The organism is Mycobacterium sp. MUNTM1 (genome assembly GCF_054660795.1).
On record NZ_BAAGDE010000013.1, the window covers coordinates 82,535 to 98,836 of the forward strand.

The window sequence follows — 16,302 nt, forward strand, 5'->3', positions numbered from 1 at the left end:
TCAGGGCGTGACAAGGATCTTGCAGTGCCGCTCGGGGTCGGCGAGGTCGTCGAACGCCGTGCCGACCCCGTCGAGGCCGACCTCGCCGGTGATCAGCGGGCTGACGTCGATGTCGCCCTCGGCCAGCGCGCGCAGCGAATCGCCGAACTCCTCGGGTGTGTAGGCGAGTACGAATTGCACGTTGATCTCCTTGGCGATCGCAAAGAACGGGTGCACGGTGTCGGGTTGCATGCACACGCCGGCGACCACCAGGCGGGTGCCGGGCCGCGCCCGAAGGAGTACGTCGTCGATGATGCCGGGCACGCCGACCGCCTCGAACACCACCGCGGGCTTGACCGCATCGAAGGGCGAACCCAGCGCCGGATCCAGCGTCTGGTCGGCCCCCATCGCGGTGGCCAGCTCCCGGCGCTTGGGTGAAAAGTCAGCCGCTACAATGGGTTCCACGCCTTTCGCCCGCAGGGCGGCGATGATCGCGATCCCGATCGGGCCGCAGCCGAGCACCAGGGCCGTCTCGCCGGGCGCGATAGCGGACTTGTTGACCGCGTGCAGCCCCACCGCCATCGGCTCGGTGAGGGAGGCATGTTTGAAGTCCAGGCCGTTGGGGATGGGCAGGAGCAGCGGCGCCGACAGCAGCATCCGTTCGGCGTAACCGCCCATCGTGCTGTTGCTGTAGACGATCGGCTCGGCGCCCTTGGCGGACAACAGCACCGGCAACGACGTGACCAGGGTGCCCGGCGGATGGGTATCGGTGCCGGGGCCGGCTTCGAGTACCTCGGCGCTGAACTCGTGACCCATGAAAATGTCGCGGTCGAGGTCGACGTGCATGGCGCCCGACCCGCCGGCCACCCGATCGCTCATCTCCAGCACCTGCGCGCCGTGCGCGGCGAAATGTAGGTCCGAGCCGCAGATTCCGCACGCGCGCACGCTCACCAGCACCTGGCCGGCCTCGGGTATCGGATCGGGCACGTCGTCCCGGTAGACCATGCGGCCGTCCCGCAACACCGCCGCGCGCATCAGTGCACCGCGTCTTTCTGCTCGTCGACGTGCTCGGTGATGGCCTTGACGACGGCCTCGCCGGCCCGGCCGATCAACTGGTCGCGCTTGCCCCTGGCCCAGTCGTGCGACGAGCGGGACGCTTCGAGCTGCCGTTTGAAGTGGGGAATCACCTTGCGCGCCATCAGGTCATAGCTGTGGTAGGTCGCCTGCGGCGAGGCCCAGTCGTGGCCGAGCATCAGCAGGGTGCCGAAGCCGCCGGAGCGGTCGAGCAGGTCTTCGATGTGGGCGATGGCGTCCTCGGGTGTGCCGATGCAGCAGTTTCCCTTGGCCGCATAGTCGGCGACGAACTCGTGTGGCGTCTGGGTGCCTTCCACGCTGTTGGCCAACGGTACAAATCCGGCGGCGCCAAAGTAATTCGCGAAATCTTGCAGCCCGTAGGTGCAGTCGTCGATGGCCTGTTCGCGGCTGTCCGCGACGTGCATGATGCTCAGCACGCGCCAGTCGCCGCGGTCCGGCTCGTCCCGCCCCGCCTTCGCGGCCTGCTCGCGGACGACGTCCCAGGTGGTCTCCAGCGCCGCGTAGCCGCCGGGCACCGACATCGACAACGACAGCAGCGAGGTGCCGAGCGCGCCGGCGAGCCGCGGGCCCGACGGCGAAATCATTGCCGCAGTGGAGATTTCGGGGTAGGGCCAGGTGTAGGGCCGGATGTGCAACTGGGCGTCACGCAGGGTGAACCAGTCGGAGTGCCGGTCGATGCGCTCGGTGGGTGCGGCGCGGAACAGCGCCAGGATCGCCTCCAGCGACTCCTGCATCATCCGGCGCTGCTCGATGGGGTCGATGCCCATCATGTAGGCGTCCGACGGCAGCGCGCCGGGCCCGGTACCGAACATCACCCGGCCGCGGGTCAGGTGATCGAGCAGCACCCAGCGGTCGGCAACCATCAGCGGATGGTGGTAGGGCAGCGACACCACGCCGGTGCCCAGCCGGATGTGCTTGGTGCGCTCCGCCGCCGCCGCAATGAAGACCTCCGGGCAGGCGATCAGCTCGTAGCCGCCGGAGTGGTGCTCGCCGAACCACGCCTCGTCGAATCCGAGCCGATCCAGTGCGACGACCCGCTCCATGTCGTATTCCAGTGCCACCGTTGGGGATTGGCCGACGGGGTGAAACGGGGTGATAAAAACACCGAAACGCAGCGGCGCGCTCATTGCAGCTCCAATCCGTTGAGGAATTCCAGTAAGGCCGCATTCACCTCGTCGGGGCGCTCCTGCTGCAGCCAATGCCCGGCGCCGTCGATCATCACCTGTCGGTACGGGCCGGAGATCGCCTCGGCGGCGCGGTCGGTGCGGGTGAAGGACAAAACGGGATCGGCCGTGCCGCCGATGAACAAACACGGGACCGAGATCTTCACGCCCTCGAGCTCGGGAGTGGTCTCCCAGTTGCGGTCGAAATTGCGATACCAGTTCAGGCCCCCGGTGAAGCCGGTGCGGGTGAACTCGGCGATGTAGTGGTCGAGCTCGTCCTGGCCGATCCAGTCCGGCAGCCCGTCGGGTTCGGGCAGCCGCTCGATGAAGCCTTGCGGACCGGGGGTGGCCATCCGCACCAGCGCATCCTTGCCGTCGGTTCGCAGGCTGCCCATCATGCGTCGCATCACCCGGGCGGAATCGGCGTTCAATTCGGCGTCGGCGACGCCGGGCTCCTGGAAGTACAGGATGTAGAAGAAGTTCTCGCCGAACATCTTGCGCCAAGCCTTCGTCGGCGCCACGTGCGGGCGCGGCGTCACCGGCACGCTGAGCGCCGCGACGGCCGCGACCCGGTCCGGGTGCAGCAGCGGGGCGTTCCACACCACGGCGGCGCCCCAGTCGTGCCCGACCCACACGGCGCGCTGCGCGCCGACGTCGTCGAGCAGGCCGACCAGGTCGGCGGTCAGGTGATGAATGTCGTAGGCGTCGACGGCGTCCGGGCGATCCGAGCCGCCGTAGCCTCGCTGATCGGGCGCCAGCACGTGGTAGCCGGCGTCGGCGAGGACGGATATCTGGTGGCGCCAGGAGTAGGCGAGTTCGGGAAAGCCGTGCGCCAGGAGCACCACCGGTGCGCCGCGGTCGCCCGCTTCGATCACCCGTAGCCGCGCACCATTGGTCTCTACTAACCGTTCGGTTGGGGGCACCGTCTCACCAAAGCACAACGGTTGCTGGCTGAGAAGGCCCGAATTTGTCTCGCTCGTTGGCGCCGGGTTGGCGATCAAATAGGTGCGCGGCGGGAATACTCGATTCGATGCGCTTGGACCACGTAGTGCTCTGGACCGGAAACCCGCGGGTGTCGATGGACTTCTATACCCGCGTCGTCGGGCTGGAACCGGTCCGCTTCGCCGAATTCGAAGCCGGCGACGCGCCGTTCCCGAGCGTGCGGGTTTGTGCGAACTCGATCATCGACCTGATGCCCACCGAAGGCATTTCGGCGACCGAGACTTTGACGCGCATCGAGGGCAGCGCCGGCCACCCGGTCAATCACGTCTGCCTGGCGCTGTCGAAGGCCGAATACGACGCGCTGGACCGGCGGCTGCAGGCCGAAGGCGTGGATACCAGCGCGCGATTGAACCGGAGCTTCGGCGCGCGCGGGTGGGCGCCGCAGGGGTACTACTTCGCCGATCCGGACGGAAACGTGGTCGAGGCCCGGTATTACGAGTAGCCGGGAACTGCCGGTCGTTAACTGAAGAGACGGTGGCGACCGCTCTGCCGGAGCTGGCCATCGCCGCTAGCGGTAGCCTGGACTTTTTCAGCTGCGTGTATATCGGGGAAGGACCTGGCCGCTAAGGCCGATGATTGATGAACCGGAAAAACGTGATTCGCACCATCACGGCAATCGCTGTCGTGGTGCTGCTCGGTTGGTCGTTCTTCTACTTCAGCGACGACACCCGCGGCTATAAGCCCGTCGACACGTCCGTGGCGATGTCCCAGATCAACGGCGACAACGTCAAAAGCGCGCAAATCGACGACCGCGAACAGCAGCTGCGATTGACCCTGAAAAAGGGCAATGGTGACACCGACAATTCCGACAAGGTCATCACCAAATTTCCCAGCGGCTACGCGGTCGACCTGTTCAATGCGCTGAGCGCCAAGAACGCGAAGGTCAGCACGGTCGTCAACCAGGGCAGCATCCTGGGCGAGCTGCTGGTGTACGTGCTGCCGCTCCTGCTGCTGGTGGGGCTGTTCGTGATGTTCTCCCGCATGCAGGGTGGCGCCCGGATGGGCTTCGGCTTCGGCAAGTCGCGCGCCAAACAGCTCTCCAAGGACATGCCCAAGACCACGTTCGCCGACGTCGCCGGCGTCGACGAGGCGGTCGAGGAGCTCTACGAGATCAAGGACTTCCTGCAGAACCCCGGCCGCTATCAGGCGCTGGGCGCCAAGATCCCCAAGGGCGTCCTGCTCTACGGCCCGCCGGGCACCGGTAAGACGCTGCTGGCCCGCGCGGTCGCCGGCGAGGCCGGTGTCCCGTTCTTCACGATCTCGGGTTCGGACTTCGTCGAGATGTTCGTCGGCGTCGGTGCGTCCCGCGTCCGTGACCTCTTCGATCAGGCCAAGCAGAACAACCCGTGCATCATCTTCGTCGACGAGATCGACGCGGTGGGCCGCCAGCGCGGTGCGGGCCTGGGCGGCGGTCACGACGAGCGCGAGCAGACGCTGAACCAGTTGCTGGTCGAGATGGACGGATTCGACCCGCGGGCCGGCGTCATCCTGATCGCGGCCACCAACCGGCCGGACATCCTGGACCCGGCGCTGCTGCGTCCCGGCCGCTTCGATCGCCAGATCCCGGTCTCCAACCCGGACCTGGCGGGTCGCAAAGCGGTGCTGGAGGTGCACTCCAAGGGCAAGCCGATCGGCCCGGACGCCGACCTCGCCGGTCTGGCCAAGCGCACGGTCGGCATGACCGGCGCCGACCTGGCCAACGTGATCAACGAGGCCGCGCTGCTGACCGCCCGGGAGAACGGCACCGTCATCACCAGCGCCGCGCTGGAGGAAGCGGTGGACCGGGTGATCGGTGGGCCGCGCCGCAAGGGCCGGATCATCAGCGAGCAGGAAAAGAAGATCACCGCCTACCACGAGGGCGGGCACACCCTGGCGGCCTGGGCGATGCCCGATATCGAGCCGATCTACAAGGTGACGATCCTGGCGCGCGGGCGCACCGGCGGGCACGCGGTGGCGGTGCCGGAGGAGGACAAGGGCCTGCGGACCCGCTCGGAGATGATCGCGCAGTTGGTGTTCGCGATGGGTGGACGCGCCGCCGAGGAACTGGTCTTCCGCGAGCCGACGACCGGCGCGGTGTCCGACATCGAGCAGGCCACCAAGATCGCGCGCGCGATGGTGACCGAATTCGGGATGAGCTCCAAACTCGGTGCGGTCAAATACGGTTCGGAGCACGGCGACCCGTTCCTGGGCCGCACGATGGGAACGCAGGCGGACTACTCGCACGAAGTCGCTCGCGACATCGACGACGAGATCCGCAAGCTGATCGAGGCCGCCCACACCGAGGCGTGGGAGATCCTCACCGAATACCGGGACATACTCGACACTTTGGCGGGCCAGCTGCTGGAAAAGGAAACCCTGCACCGGGCCGAGCTGGAGGCAATCTTCTCCGGAGTCGAAAAGCGGCCCAGGCTCACCATGTTCGACGACTTCGGCGGCCGCATCCCGTCGGACAAGCCGCCGATCAAGACGCCGGGCGAGCTGGCCATCGAGCGCGGCGAGCCCTGGCCGCCGCCCACCCCCGAGCCGGCCTTCAAGGCGGCGATCGCGCGGGCCAGCGAAGCCGCTGCCGCCGCCCGGGTCGAGGCCGATCGAAACGCCAACGGCGGCAACGGTTTTCATGGCACCCAGGGCGGCGGCAATCGTCAAGGGGAGCAGCAGGGGCCCACCCAGCCCGACTACGGCGCCCCGGCCGGCTGGCGCGCGCCCGGATGGCCGCCGCAGCAACAACAGCCGACCTACTGGCACCCGCCCGCGCAGCCCGGACAGCAGCCCTACTGGCCGCAGCCGGCCCGCGGCTACCCGGGCCCGCAAGGGTATCCCGGGCAGCAGGGCCACCCGGGCGGTCAGCAAAGCTATCCCGGTCAGCAGGGCGGCGCGGGCCACCCCGGTCAGGGGCGTCCCGCCTACCCGCCATATCCGCCGTATCCGCCGCCCGGCCAACCCGCCCCGGAGGGCGGCTCGCCCGACCGGCAGGATGACGACGTAAGCCGGTCCAACCCGCCGGCTCACGGCTGAGCAAACGGAGGATTCGATGGCGCTGCCGAATACCGCGATGTCCACAACGCGGGTGTTCGATCAGGAGCGCGCCGAAGCCGCGGTCCGTGAGTTGCTGCACGCGATCGGCGAAGACCCCGACCGGGACGGCCTGCGGGAGACGCCGGCGCGGGTCGCGCGCGCCTACCGGGAGATGTTCGCCGGGCTCTACACCGACCCCGACAGCGTGCTGAACACCATGTTCGACGAGGACCACGACGAGCTGGTGCTGGTCAAGGAAATTCCGCTGTACTCCACGTGTGAGCACCACCTGGTGTCGTTCCACGGCGTGGCCCACGTCGGATACATCCCGGGCAACGACGGCCGGGTCACCGGCCTGTCCAAGATCGCGCGGCTGGTCGACCTCTACTCCAAGCGGCCCCAGGTGCAGGAGCGGCTCACCAGCCAGATCGCCGACGCCCTGGTGAAAAAGCTCAACCCGCGCGGCGTGATCGTCGTGGTCGAGGCCGAGCACCTGTGCATGGCGATGCGCGGTGTCCGCAAGCCCGGGGCGGTCACCACCACCTCCGCGGTGCGCGGCCTGTTCAAGACGAACGCGGCTTCTCGAGCCGAGGCGCTCGACCTGATCCTGCGTAAGTGAGTCTGGCGCCTGTGCAGGTAATGGGAGTTCTGAACGTCACTGACGATTCGTTCTCCGACGGCGGCCGCTATCTCGACCCCGGCAAGGCCGTGGCCCACGGTTTGGCGCTGGTCGCCGACGGCGCCGACATCGTCGACGTCGGGGGGGAGTCGACCCGACCCGGCGCCACGCGGATCGATCCGCACGCCGAGACATCCCGGGTCGTCCCCGTCGTCAAAGAACTTGCGGCACAAGGCATCACCGTGAGCATCGACACCATGCACGCCGACGTCGCGCGGGCGGCGCTGTGCGCCGGGGCGCGGATCGTCAACGACGTGTCCGGCGGCCGCGCCGATCCCGCGATGGCCCCGCTGCTGGCCGACGCGAAAGTTCCCTGGGTGCTGATGCATTGGCGTTCGGTGTCGGCCGAGCGCCCGCACGCGGCGCCGACCTACCGCGACGTGGTCGCCGAGGTGCGCGACGAGCTGCTGGCCAGCGTCGAGGTCGCGGTGTCCGCCGGTGTCGACCCCGCCCGCCTGATGATCGATCCCGGACTGGGATTCGCCAAGACGGGGCAACACAATTGGGCGCTGCTGCATGCGCTGCCGCAGTTGGTCGCCACCGGCATCCCGGTGCTCCTGGGTGCATCGCGCAAACGGTTCCTCGGTACGTTGTTAGCCGGGGCCGACGGTTCGCCGCGACCACCAGATGGGCGTGAGACGGCCACCGCGGTGGTGTCCGCGCTGGCCGCGTTGCACGGGGTCTGGGGGGTGCGTGTGCACGATGTGCGGGCCACGGTCGACGCCCTCAAGGTCGTAGCGGCCTGGACCGACGGGTCGCACACGGAACTGGCTGGAGACAATGGCTGATCGAATCGAGTTGCGCGGATTGAAGGTTCGCGGACAACACGGGGTTTTCGACCACGAACGCGCCAACGGTCAGGACTTCGTCGTCGACATGACGGTGTGGATCGACCTCGCCGGCGCCGCCGCCAGCGACGAACTGGCCGACACCTACGACTACGGCGCCCTGGCCCAATTGGCCGCCGACGTGGTGGCCGGTCCCGCGCGCAATCTGATCGAAACCGTCGGGGCCCAGATCGCCGACCAGGTGATGGACGACGAACGCGTGCACGCCGTCGAGGTGGTGGTGCACAAGCCGCAGGCTCCGATCCCGCAGCAGTTCGCCGACGTCGCCGTGGTGGTGCGACGGTCGCGCCGCGGCGGCCGCGGTTCGGTGGTCCCGGCGGGCGGGTCGGTATGACCCGCGACGACGACGATGACGCCGGCTCGGCCGGCGTTGAGGAGCGGCGCTTATGACGCGCGTGGTTTTGTCGATCGGCTCCAACCTGGGGGACCGGCTGGCGCGGTTGCAGTCGGTCGTCGACGGGCTCGGGGACAAGGTGCTCGCCGTGTCGCCGGTGTACGAGACCGACCCCTGGGGCCGGGTGGACCAGGCGCCTTTCCTGAACGCGGTGCTGATCGCCGACGACCCGGCCTGCGACGGGCAGGACTGGCTGCGGCGGGCGCAGGAGTTCGAGCGGGCCGCCGGCCGTGTGCGCGGTGAGCGCTGGGGCCCGCGCACCCTCGACGTCGACCTGATCGCCTGCTACGGCCCGACGGAGGTGATCTCCCGGGAGAACAACCTGACCTTGCCGCATCCGCTGGCCCACCTGCGGGCGTTCGTGCTCATCCCCTGGCTGGACGTCGACCCGGACGCGCAGCTGACGCTGGCCGACGGGCCGCAGCCGGCTGCCGGCCTGCTGGCCCAGCTGGAAGCGGCCGACCGGGACGGCGTGCGCCCGACCGGCCTGACGCTTCGCGCGAACGGCAAGCCGCGGGGCGATCAGGGGTCGACGGCCTGATGGGACCCACCCGCAAGCGTGACCTGACGGCCGCGGTGGTCGGCGCGGCCATTGTGGGGTATCTGCTGGTCAAGGGCCTCTACCGGTGGTTTCCGCCGATCACCGTGTGGACCGGCCTGTCGCTGCTGGCGGTGGCCATCGTCGAGGCACTGTGGGCGCGCTACGTGCGGGCCAGGATCAGCGCGGGTGAAATCGGGTCCGGTCCGGGTTGGCTGCACCCGCTTGCGGTGGCGCGCAGCCTGGTGGTCGCCAAGGCCTCGGCCTGGGTGGGTGCGGTGATGCTGGGCTGGTGGGTCGGCATTCTGGTGTACTTCCTGCCGCGCAAGTCCTGGCTGCGGGCCGCCGCCGAGGACACCTCGGGGACGGTGGTCGCCGCCGTCAGCGCGCTGGCGCTGCTGATTGCCGCGCTGTGGCTGCAACATTGCTGCAAATCGCCGCCGGATCAGACCGAGCACGGCGAGGGCGCGGAAACCTAGACCGCCGCCGCGATTGCGGACTGCCGGCGGGCGATCAACTCTGCCGGCGATACTGCCGGCGACCCGCCCGAGAATCGCCGGAGCCGCGCGACACGCGGATTGACCTCGCGCAGGTACTCTCAGGCCATGACCGTTCTGTCCCGCGGCGCCCGGGTGCGGCGCGGCGGCCGCAGGCCGGGGTGGGTGCTCTTGACAGCGTTGCTGGTCCTCGCGATGGGGGCCAGTTCCGCATTGGTTTTCACCAATCGGGTGGAACTCCTCAAGCTCGCTGTAATCCTGGCGCTGTGGGCCGCAGTCGCCGGCGCCTTCGTCTCCGTGCTCTATCGGCGTCAGAGCGACGCCGATCAGTCCCGCGTCCGCGACCTCAAGCTGGTCTACGACCTGCAGCTGGACCGGGAGATCTCGGCCCGGCGTGAATACGAGCTGACCGTCGAGTCCCAGCTGCGCCGCGAGCTGGCCTCCGAGCTGCGCGCCCAGGCCGCCGACGATCTGGCCGAGCTGCGCGCGGAGCTTTCCGCCTTGCGGACCAGCCTGGAAATCCTGTTCGACACCGACCTCGCGCACCGCCCGGCCCTCGGCGGCACGCCCGAGGCCGAGCCGCAACCGGAGCGCGCTTACAGCGAGTGGGACCGCAACGGCGAGAACCCCCGCGACACCCCGGTCGATTGGGTGCCCAGCGACCGGGTGACATCGGTGCCCCGGGACAGCGCCGGCCGCGCCGACGACGCCATCATCGACGTGCCCGAGGAACCGCTGATCCCCCCGCGCCAGCAGCCGCCACCACCCCGGCGGGAGGGGATCCGTCACCAGTACGAACCGGCCCCCGACCCGGCGTACGCCGAAGAGCCGTCGTACGCCGAGGAGTCCCCGTATGCGGGACCGGCGGAGCCGCGTTTCGAGCCCCGTCATCAGCCGCCACCCGCGCCCGCGGCCCAATTCCAGCCGGAGCCGCGCCCGGAGCCCGCACCGCGGCCGGAGCCGGAACCGGAACCGGAACCGCAGCGACAGCCCCAGGCGCAGTGGCCGAGGCAGGGTTGGCAGCCGGCCGCGGCGGAGGGCCAGTGGTTGCCGCCCGGCGCCCCGGGCAGCAACTGGTCCGGCGCCGATATCCCCGCGTCGACCGGTGGCCGTCGCCGCGCCCGGCATTCGGACGTCGACGAGGCCTGGGATGGCCTGCCCGTGGAGCCGGTGCCGCCGGCGCCGTACGGCGACTCCGGTCGCCGCGCACGGTCGCGCCACTCGGCGGAGTACCGCGACTACGGGGTGGGCAACTTCTCGCCCGCCGACGAGCCGCCGGCCGGACCGCCACCCGCTGCCGGACCGCCACCGCCGGCCGCCGCGACTCCGCCGCCACCGCCGCCGGCTCCCCCGATGCACCCGGGGCCGTCCGCCGGCGCGCCCCCGCCGCCACGCCTGGCGCCGCCGCCCACCCCGGAGCAGGCACCCCGGCACGGCGGTGACCCGCAGCAAGAGCACCCCGATGGCACGGGAGAAGGCACCTCCACGGGCGGACAATCGGTGGCCGACCTGCTGGCCCGGCTGCAGGTGCAGCCCTCCGAGGGCGGCCGGAGACGTCGCCGCGAGGGCTGAGCTGGGAGCTTCCTCACATTGGGTAACGCCTGGTAATCGACTACAGTCGTAGTGACCGAACGGTACCCACGAAGTGGGACCGGAACGAAAACAAGATTATCTGTGAGGTCGTCTGCGATGGTGCAGTTCGACGGTCTGCGCCCCGCGCGGCTCAAGGTGGGAATCATCTCGGCCGGCCGGGTCGGCACCGCCCTCGGTGTCGCGCTGGAGCGCGCGGACCATGTCGTGGTGGCGTGTAGCGCCATCTCTCATGCGTCGCGGCAGCGCGCCCAACGCCGGCTGCCCGATACACCCGTGGCGACACCGCCGGACGTGGCGGCCGGTGCCGAACTGTTGCTGCTCGCGGTCCCCGACAGCGAGCTGGGCGGCCTGGTGTCCGGGTTGGCCGCGACGTCGGCGGTGCGGCCCGGAACCATCGTGGTCCACACGTCCGGCGCCAACGGGATCGGCATTCTCGAGCCGCTGGCCCAGGATGGCTGCATCCCGCTGGCGATCCACCCGGCGATGACGTTCACCGGCTCCGACGAGGACATCAGCCGGCTGTCGGATTCCTGCTTCGGCGTCACCGCCGCCGACGAAATCGGGTACGCGATCGGGCAGTCGCTGGTGCTGGAGATGGGCGGCGAACCGTTCTGCGTCGCCGAGGACGCCCGGGTGCTGTACCACGCCGCCCTGGCCCACGCAGGCAACCACATCGTGACCGTGCTCGCCGACGCACTCGACGCGTTGCGCGCCGCGCTTCGCGGCACCGAACTGCTCGGCCAACAATCCGTCGACGACCAGCCTGGCGGCATCGCCGAACGGATCATCGGGCCGTTGGCCAGGGCCGCGCTGGAGAACACCCTGCAACGCGGGCAGGCCGCGCTCACCGGTCCGGTCGCGCGCGGCGACGCCGCCGCGGTCGCCGGGCATCTGGCCGCGCTCGGTCAGGTCGGGCCGGAACTGGCGCAGGCGTACCGGGTGAACGCCCTGCGGACGGCCCAGCGCGCGCACGCCCCCGAGGACGTCGTGGAGGTGCTGGCGCCATGAGACCCGGCAAGCCACCGGCCTTCACCGCGGGCGAACTCAACGTCTACTCCGCCCCGCGCGATGTCGCCGACGTCAGCCGCGCCCTGCGCCACACCGGACGCCGGGTGATGTTGGTGCCCACCATGGGCGCCCTGCACGACGGGCACCTGGCGTTGGTGCGCGCGGCCAAACGGGTTCCCGGCGCGGTGGTTGTGGTGTCGATCTTCGTCAACCCGCTGCAGTTCGGGGCCGGTGAGGACCTCGACGCCTACCCGCGGACCCTCGACGACGACGTCGCACTGCTGCGCTCCGAGGGCGTCGAGATCGTCTTCACCCCAACGGCCGCAGCGATGTATCCGGACGGTCTGCGCACCACCGTGCAGCCGGGCCCGCTGGCCGCCGAGCTGGAGGGCGCCGTCCGGCCCACCCATTTCGCCGGGATGCTCACCGTCGTGTGCAAGCTGCTGCAGATCGTGCGACCGGACCGGATCTTCTTCGGCGAGAAGGACTATCAGCAGCTGGTCATGGTGCGCCAGATGGTCGCCGACCTCAACATCGACGCGCAGGTGATCGGGGTGCCGACGGTCCGCGAATCCGACGGCCTGGCGATGTCGTCGCGCAACCGCTACCTGGACCCCACGCAACGCGAACTGGCCGTGACACTTTCGGCCGCGCTGACGGCAGGCGCGCACGCCGCGCACCACGGCGGCCCGGCTGCGCTGGCCGCCGCGCGCGCGGTGCTCGACGCCGTGCCCGACCTCACCGTCGACTACCTCGAGTTGCGCGACGCCGCGCTCGGCCCGGCGCCCGCCCACGGTTCGGCCCGGCTGCTGGTCGCGGCCCGGCTTGGCACCACCAGGCTGCTGGACAACATCGAAATGCAGATCGAAACACCCGCCGGCACCGCTGGGCCGGACGGACACCACCAATACGCCCAATCACCTTGGAGGAATTGATGTTACGGACGATGCTCAGGTCGAAGATCCACCGCGCCACCGTCACGCAGGCCGACCTGCACTACGTCGGTTCGGTGACCATCGACGCGGATCTGATGGACGCCGCGGACCTGCTCGAGGGTGAACAGGTCACCATCGTCGACATCGACAACGGTGCCCGGCTGGTCACCTACGCGATCACCGGCGAGCGCGGCAGCGGTGTGATCGGAATCAACGGTGCGGCAGCACATCTCGTCCACCCAGGCGACCTGGTGATCCTGATCGCCTACGGGACCATGGAGGAGGCGGAGGCGCGGGCGTACCAGCCGCGGATCGTCTTCGTCGACGCCGACAACAGGCCGATCGACCTCGGCCACGATCCGGCATTCGTGCCCGCCGACGCGGCCGAACTACTGGATCCCCGGATCGTTGCGCGGTAGCCGTGCTGCTCGCGATCGACGTCCGTAACACCCACACCGTTGTCGGGCTGATATCGGGCTCCAAGGAGCACGCAAACGTCGTGCAGCAGTGGCGGATTCGCACCGAAGCGGAGATCACCGCCGACGAATTGGCGCTGACCATCGACGGTCTGATCGGCGACGACTCCGAGCGGCTCACTGGCGCCGCGGCGCTGTCCACCGTCCCCTCGGTGTTGCACGAGGTGCGGCTGATGCTCGACCAGTACTGGCCCTCGGTGCCGCACGTGTTGATCGAGCCCGGGGTGCGCACCGGCATCCCGCTGCTCGTCGACAACCCGAAGGAAGTGGGCGCCGACCGAATCGTCAACTGCCTGGCGGCCTTCCATCGGTTCAACAGCCCCGCCATCGTCATCGACTTCGGATCCTCGATCTGCGTGGACGTCGTGTCGGCCAAGGGTGAGTTCCTCGGCGGTGCGATCGCACCCGGATTGCAGGTGTCCTCCGACGCCGCCGCGGCCCGCTCGGCCGCGCTGCGCCGGGTGGAGCTGACCCGCCCGCGTTCTGTGGTCGGCAAAAACACCGTCGAGTGCATGCAGGCGGGCGCGGTATTCGGTTTCGCCGGGCTGGTCGACGGTTTGGTCGGGCGCATCCGCGAGGACGTGGAGGGGTTTGCCGGCGACGACGTCGCGATCATCGCCACCGGCCACACCGCGCCGTTGCTGCTGCCCGAGCTGCAGACCGTCAGCCATTACGACCAGCACCTGACCCTGCACGGTCTGCGGCTGATCTTCGAACGCAACCGCGACGCCCAGCGCGGCCGGCTGAAGACGGCGCGCTGACCGACCGGCTGCGCGCCGCCGCGCACAGGCCAAAGCCGTCGGCGCGGCCGCAAAGGCCAGTCCTTTAAGCTGGCACGTCGTGAGTGCCGACGATCTGGATATTCCCGAGCAGTACCGAATTCGCCGCGATAAGCGCGCTCGGCTGCTCGCCGAGGGGCACGACCCCTACCCGGTCGCCGTCGAACGCACCCGTACGCTGGCCCAGGTCCGGGCCGCCCATCCCGACTTGCCGGTCGACACCGCGACCGACGACGTCGTCGGCGTCGCCGGCCGGGTGATCTTTGCCCGCAACTCCGGCAAACTCTGCTTCGCCACGCTCCAGGAGGGCGACGGCACCAGCCTGCAGGTGATGATCAGCCTCGACAAGGTCGGCCAGCAATCCCTCGACGCGTGGAAGGCCGACGTCGACCTCGGTGACATCGTCTACGTGCATGGCAATGTGATCAGCTCGCGGCGCGGCGAATTGTCCGTGCTGGCCGACTCCTGGCAGATGGCCTCCAAGTCGTTGCGGCCGCTGCCCGTCGCGCACAAGGACATGAGCGAAGAGGCGCGGGTGCGGCAGCGCTACGTCGATCTGATCGTACGCCCGCAGGCGCGCACCGTGGCGCGGCAGCGGATCGCCGTCATCCGCGCCATCCGCAACGCATTGGAACGGCGCGGGTTTCTCGAAGTCGAAACCCCAATGTTGCAGACGCTGGCCGGTGGCGCGGCCGCGCGGCCGTTCATCACACATTCCAATGCACTAGACATCGATCTCTACTTGAGGATCGCACCGGAACTGTTCCTCAAGCGATGCGTCGTCGGCGGATTCGACCGGGTTTTCGAACTAAATCGCGTGTTCCGAAACGAAGGTGCGGATTCCACCCATTCTCCGGAATTTTCCATGCTGGAGACCTACCAGGCGTACGGAACGTATGACGATTCGGCAGTAGTGACGCGCGAGCTTATTCAAGAGGTGGCCGACGAGGCGATCGGAACCCGACAACTACCGCTGCCCGATGGCAGTGTCTACGACATAGACGGGGAATGGGCGTCGATACAAATGTACCCGTCGCTGTCGTCGGCACTCGGTGAGGAGATCACGCCCGAGACGTCTGTCGAACAACTGCTCGCAATCGCCGATCGGCTCGGCGTCGAGATTCCCGCCGACCGGGGCTATGGACACGGAAAAATCGTCGAGGAACTGTGGGAGCACACGGTGGGCAACGCGCTCGTCGCGCCGGTGTTCGTAAGGGATTTCCCGGTCGAGACAACGCCTTTGACGCGTCAGCACCGCAGCATCGCTGGCGTCACCGAGAAGTGGGACCTGTATGTGCGTGGCGTCGAACTCGCCACCGGGTACTCCGAATTGAATGATCCGGTGGTGCAGCGAGAGAGGTTCGCCGCACAAGCGCGTGCCGCCGCCGCCGGTGACGACGAAGCCATGGTGCTCGACGAGGATTTCCTTGCCGCACTCGAGTATGCGATGCCGCCATGCACCGGAACGGGAATGGGTATCGACAGGCTGTTGATGACATTGACCGGTCTGTCAATTCGAGAGACAGTTTTGTTCCCGATTGTTCGGCCGCACTCGTAGTTGAAAGATTTCAACTGTGCGGCTTCCGTACAGATTGAGTATGCTTCGCTGTTATGGCAGATTGGTGACGGGGGAGGTCCGATCCAATCTGCTCAGTAACCGCTCAGGACGAAATGCGAGGGTAAGCCAATGGCAAAAAAAGTGACCGTCACCTTGGTCGATGATTTCGACGGTGCCGGCGCGGCCGACGAAACGGTGGAATTCGGGCTTGACGGGGTGACCTACGAGATTGATCTTTCGTCCAAGAATGCGGCGAAACTGCGAGGGGATCTCAAGCAATGGGTGGAGGCCGGTCGCCGCGTCGGCGGCCGTCGCCGTGGGCGTTCCGGCACGGGCCGCGGCCGTGGCGCGATCGACCGTGAGCAGAGCGCGGCCATCCGCGAATGGGCCCGCCGCAACGGGCACAATGTGTCGACCCGGGGCCGCATCCCGGCCGACGTGATCGACGCTTTCCACGCGGCCACCTAGCAGTCCTCAAACCGGCGCCCGGGCTTAATAGCCTGGGCGCCGGTTTGTCGTTTCGCTGGACGCGAAACAATCGTCGGGCGGCTCGGGGAAACGAAATGGAAGTCCGCGACGTTTCTTCAGTTACGGCGCGCAACGCCGCTGGCAGTCGCAGGTGAGATTGGCCCCGGATAGACCGAACGGGTCCGTAGCGAAGAACGCACGGCAAGGTTAGGCCCGCTGGCAAGCCGACCATTACAGTGGAGACAGGTACGCGATTCCGGCCACAGGGGACCGGC

17 protein-coding genes are annotated in these 16,302 nt (G+C 68.7%); 14 read left to right on the plus strand and 3 right to left on the minus strand.

The features are described from left to right. Genes ACYQ8K_RS10030 through ACYQ8K_RS10040 form a run of 3 tightly spaced genes read right to left on the minus strand, consistent with a single transcriptional unit; the run spans nucleotide 1 to nucleotide 3,160 of the window. The gene (locus tag ACYQ8K_RS10030; protein ID WP_459968502.1) at nucleotides 1-1,014 is read right to left on the minus strand and encodes a zinc-binding dehydrogenase; all 1,014 of its coding nucleotides are present in this window, start codon (nucleotides 1,012-1,014) and stop codon (nucleotides 1-3) included. After that, nucleotides 1,014-2,201, minus strand: a complete 1,188-nt coding sequence (locus ACYQ8K_RS10035) for an LLM class flavin-dependent oxidoreductase (RefSeq protein ID WP_459968504.1) — start codon at nucleotides 2,199-2,201, stop codon at nucleotides 1,014-1,016. Before ACYQ8K_RS10035 ends, ACYQ8K_RS10030 begins: the two co-directional genes overlap by 1 nt. Further along, complete coding sequence (locus tag ACYQ8K_RS10040) at nucleotides 2,198-3,160, minus strand: alpha/beta fold hydrolase (protein ID WP_459968506.1); 963 nt, start codon at nucleotides 3,158-3,160, stop codon at nucleotides 2,198-2,200. Before ACYQ8K_RS10040 ends, ACYQ8K_RS10035 begins: the two co-directional genes overlap by 4 nt. A gap of 107 nt (nucleotides 3,161-3,267) precedes the next feature. On the opposite strand from ACYQ8K_RS10040, the gene ACYQ8K_RS10045 reads away from it, so the two are divergent. The 14 genes from ACYQ8K_RS10045 (at nucleotide 3,268) to lsr2 (ending at nucleotide 16,027) form a co-directional block, all read left to right on the plus strand. Then, on the plus strand, nucleotides 3,268-3,681 hold the full coding sequence (locus ACYQ8K_RS10045) for a VOC family protein (protein ID WP_459968508.1): 414 nt from the start codon (nucleotides 3,268-3,270) through the stop codon (nucleotides 3,679-3,681). Between the two features lie 137 nt (nucleotides 3,682-3,818). After that, nucleotides 3,819-6,254: an ATP-dependent zinc metalloprotease FtsH gene (gene ftsH / locus ACYQ8K_RS10050; RefSeq protein WP_459968510.1), complete on the plus strand. Its 2,436-nt coding sequence runs from the start codon at nucleotides 3,819-3,821 to the stop codon at nucleotides 6,252-6,254. A 16-nt stretch (nucleotides 6,255-6,270) separates the two neighbouring features. Beyond that, nucleotides 6,271-6,873: a GTP cyclohydrolase I FolE gene (gene folE, locus ACYQ8K_RS10055; RefSeq protein ID WP_459968511.1), complete on the plus strand. Its 603-nt coding sequence runs from the start codon at nucleotides 6,271-6,273 to the stop codon at nucleotides 6,871-6,873. Further along, complete coding sequence (gene folP, locus ACYQ8K_RS10060; protein WP_459968513.1) at nucleotides 6,870-7,721, plus strand: dihydropteroate synthase; 852 nt, start codon at nucleotides 6,870-6,872, stop codon at nucleotides 7,719-7,721. Before folE ends, folP begins: the two co-directional genes overlap by 4 nt. Continuing rightward, a complete protein-coding gene (folB, locus tag ACYQ8K_RS10065; RefSeq protein WP_459968515.1) occupies nucleotides 7,714-8,115 on the plus strand; it encodes a dihydroneopterin aldolase in 402 nt (133 codons plus the stop codon). The genes folP and folB overlap by 8 nt, the downstream gene beginning before the upstream one ends. A gap of 52 nt (nucleotides 8,116-8,167) precedes the next feature. Then, on the plus strand, nucleotides 8,168-8,716 hold the full coding sequence (folK, locus tag ACYQ8K_RS10070; protein WP_459968516.1) for a 2-amino-4-hydroxy-6-hydroxymethyldihydropteridine diphosphokinase: 549 nt from the start codon (nucleotides 8,168-8,170) through the stop codon (nucleotides 8,714-8,716). Continuing rightward, nucleotides 8,716-9,192, plus strand: a complete 477-nt coding sequence (locus ACYQ8K_RS10075) for a DUF3180 domain-containing protein (RefSeq protein ID WP_459968518.1) — start codon at nucleotides 8,716-8,718, stop codon at nucleotides 9,190-9,192. The genes folK and ACYQ8K_RS10075 overlap by 1 nt, the downstream gene beginning before the upstream one ends. 126 nt (nucleotides 9,193-9,318) lie before the next feature. Further along, nucleotides 9,319-10,782 carry a DUF6779 domain-containing protein gene (locus tag ACYQ8K_RS10080; protein ID WP_459968520.1) on the plus strand — a complete coding sequence of 488 codons (1,464 nt, stop codon included), beginning with the start codon at nucleotides 9,319-9,321 and terminating at the stop codon, nucleotides 10,780-10,782. A 117-nt stretch (nucleotides 10,783-10,899) separates the two neighbouring features. Beyond that, a complete protein-coding gene (locus tag ACYQ8K_RS10085) occupies nucleotides 10,900-11,811 on the plus strand; it encodes a Rossmann-like and DUF2520 domain-containing protein (RefSeq protein WP_459968522.1) in 912 nt (303 codons plus the stop codon). Continuing rightward, the gene (gene panC, locus ACYQ8K_RS10090) at nucleotides 11,808-12,746 is read left to right on the plus strand and encodes a pantoate--beta-alanine ligase (RefSeq protein WP_459968524.1); all 939 of its coding nucleotides are present in this window, start codon (nucleotides 11,808-11,810) and stop codon (nucleotides 12,744-12,746) included. The genes ACYQ8K_RS10085 and panC overlap by 4 nt, the downstream gene beginning before the upstream one ends. Further along, nucleotides 12,746-13,165 carry an aspartate 1-decarboxylase gene (gene panD / locus ACYQ8K_RS10095; RefSeq protein ID WP_459968527.1) on the plus strand — a complete coding sequence of 140 codons (420 nt, stop codon included), beginning with the start codon at nucleotides 12,746-12,748 and terminating at the stop codon, nucleotides 13,163-13,165. The genes panC and panD overlap by 1 nt, the downstream gene beginning before the upstream one ends. 2 nt (nucleotides 13,166-13,167) lie before the next feature. After that, a complete protein-coding gene (locus ACYQ8K_RS10100) occupies nucleotides 13,168-13,983 on the plus strand; it encodes a type III pantothenate kinase (protein WP_459968529.1) in 816 nt (271 codons plus the stop codon). Between the two features lie 79 nt (nucleotides 13,984-14,062). Continuing rightward, on the plus strand, nucleotides 14,063-15,559 hold the full coding sequence (gene lysS / locus ACYQ8K_RS10105; protein WP_459968531.1) for a lysine--tRNA ligase: 1,497 nt from the start codon (nucleotides 14,063-14,065) through the stop codon (nucleotides 15,557-15,559). Nucleotides 15,560-15,688: 129 nt separating this feature from the next. Continuing rightward, nucleotides 15,689-16,027, plus strand: coding sequence for a histone-like nucleoid-structuring protein Lsr2 (lsr2, locus tag ACYQ8K_RS10110; RefSeq protein ID WP_007772320.1), 339 nt, complete (start codon nucleotides 15,689-15,691; stop codon nucleotides 16,025-16,027). Nucleotides 16,028-16,302: the final 275 nt, after the last annotated feature.

Coding starts and splice junctions, on each gene's coding strand:
- ACYQ8K_RS10030 (WP_459968502.1), bottom strand. CDS start 1,014: ATGCGCGCGGCGGTGTTGCGGGACGGCCGCATGGTCTACCGGGACGAC.
- ACYQ8K_RS10035 (WP_459968504.1), bottom strand. CDS start 2,201: ATGAGCGCGCCGCTGCGTTTCGGTGTTTTTATCACCCCGTTTCACCCC.
- ACYQ8K_RS10045 (WP_459968508.1), top strand. CDS start 3,268: ATGCGCTTGGACCACGTAGTGCTCTGGACCGGAAACCCGCGGGTGTCG.
- ftsH (WP_459968510.1), top strand. CDS start 3,819: ATGAACCGGAAAAACGTGATTCGCACCATCACGGCAATCGCTGTCGTG.
- folE (WP_459968511.1), top strand. CDS start 6,271: ATGGCGCTGCCGAATACCGCGATGTCCACAACGCGGGTGTTCGATCAG.
- folB (WP_459968515.1), top strand. CDS start 7,714: ATGGCTGATCGAATCGAGTTGCGCGGATTGAAGGTTCGCGGACAACAC.
- folK (WP_459968516.1), top strand. CDS start 8,168: ATGACGCGCGTGGTTTTGTCGATCGGCTCCAACCTGGGGGACCGGCTG.
- ACYQ8K_RS10075 (WP_459968518.1), top strand. CDS start 8,716: ATGGGACCCACCCGCAAGCGTGACCTGACGGCCGCGGTGGTCGGCGCG.
- ACYQ8K_RS10080 (WP_459968520.1), top strand. CDS start 9,319: ATGACCGTTCTGTCCCGCGGCGCCCGGGTGCGGCGCGGCGGCCGCAGG.
- ACYQ8K_RS10085 (WP_459968522.1), top strand. CDS start 10,900: ATGGTGCAGTTCGACGGTCTGCGCCCCGCGCGGCTCAAGGTGGGAATC.
- panC (WP_459968524.1), top strand. CDS start 11,808: ATGAGACCCGGCAAGCCACCGGCCTTCACCGCGGGCGAACTCAACGTC.
- panD (WP_459968527.1), top strand. CDS start 12,746: ATGTTACGGACGATGCTCAGGTCGAAGATCCACCGCGCCACCGTCACG.
- lsr2 (WP_007772320.1), top strand. CDS start 15,689: ATGGCAAAAAAAGTGACCGTCACCTTGGTCGATGATTTCGACGGTGCC.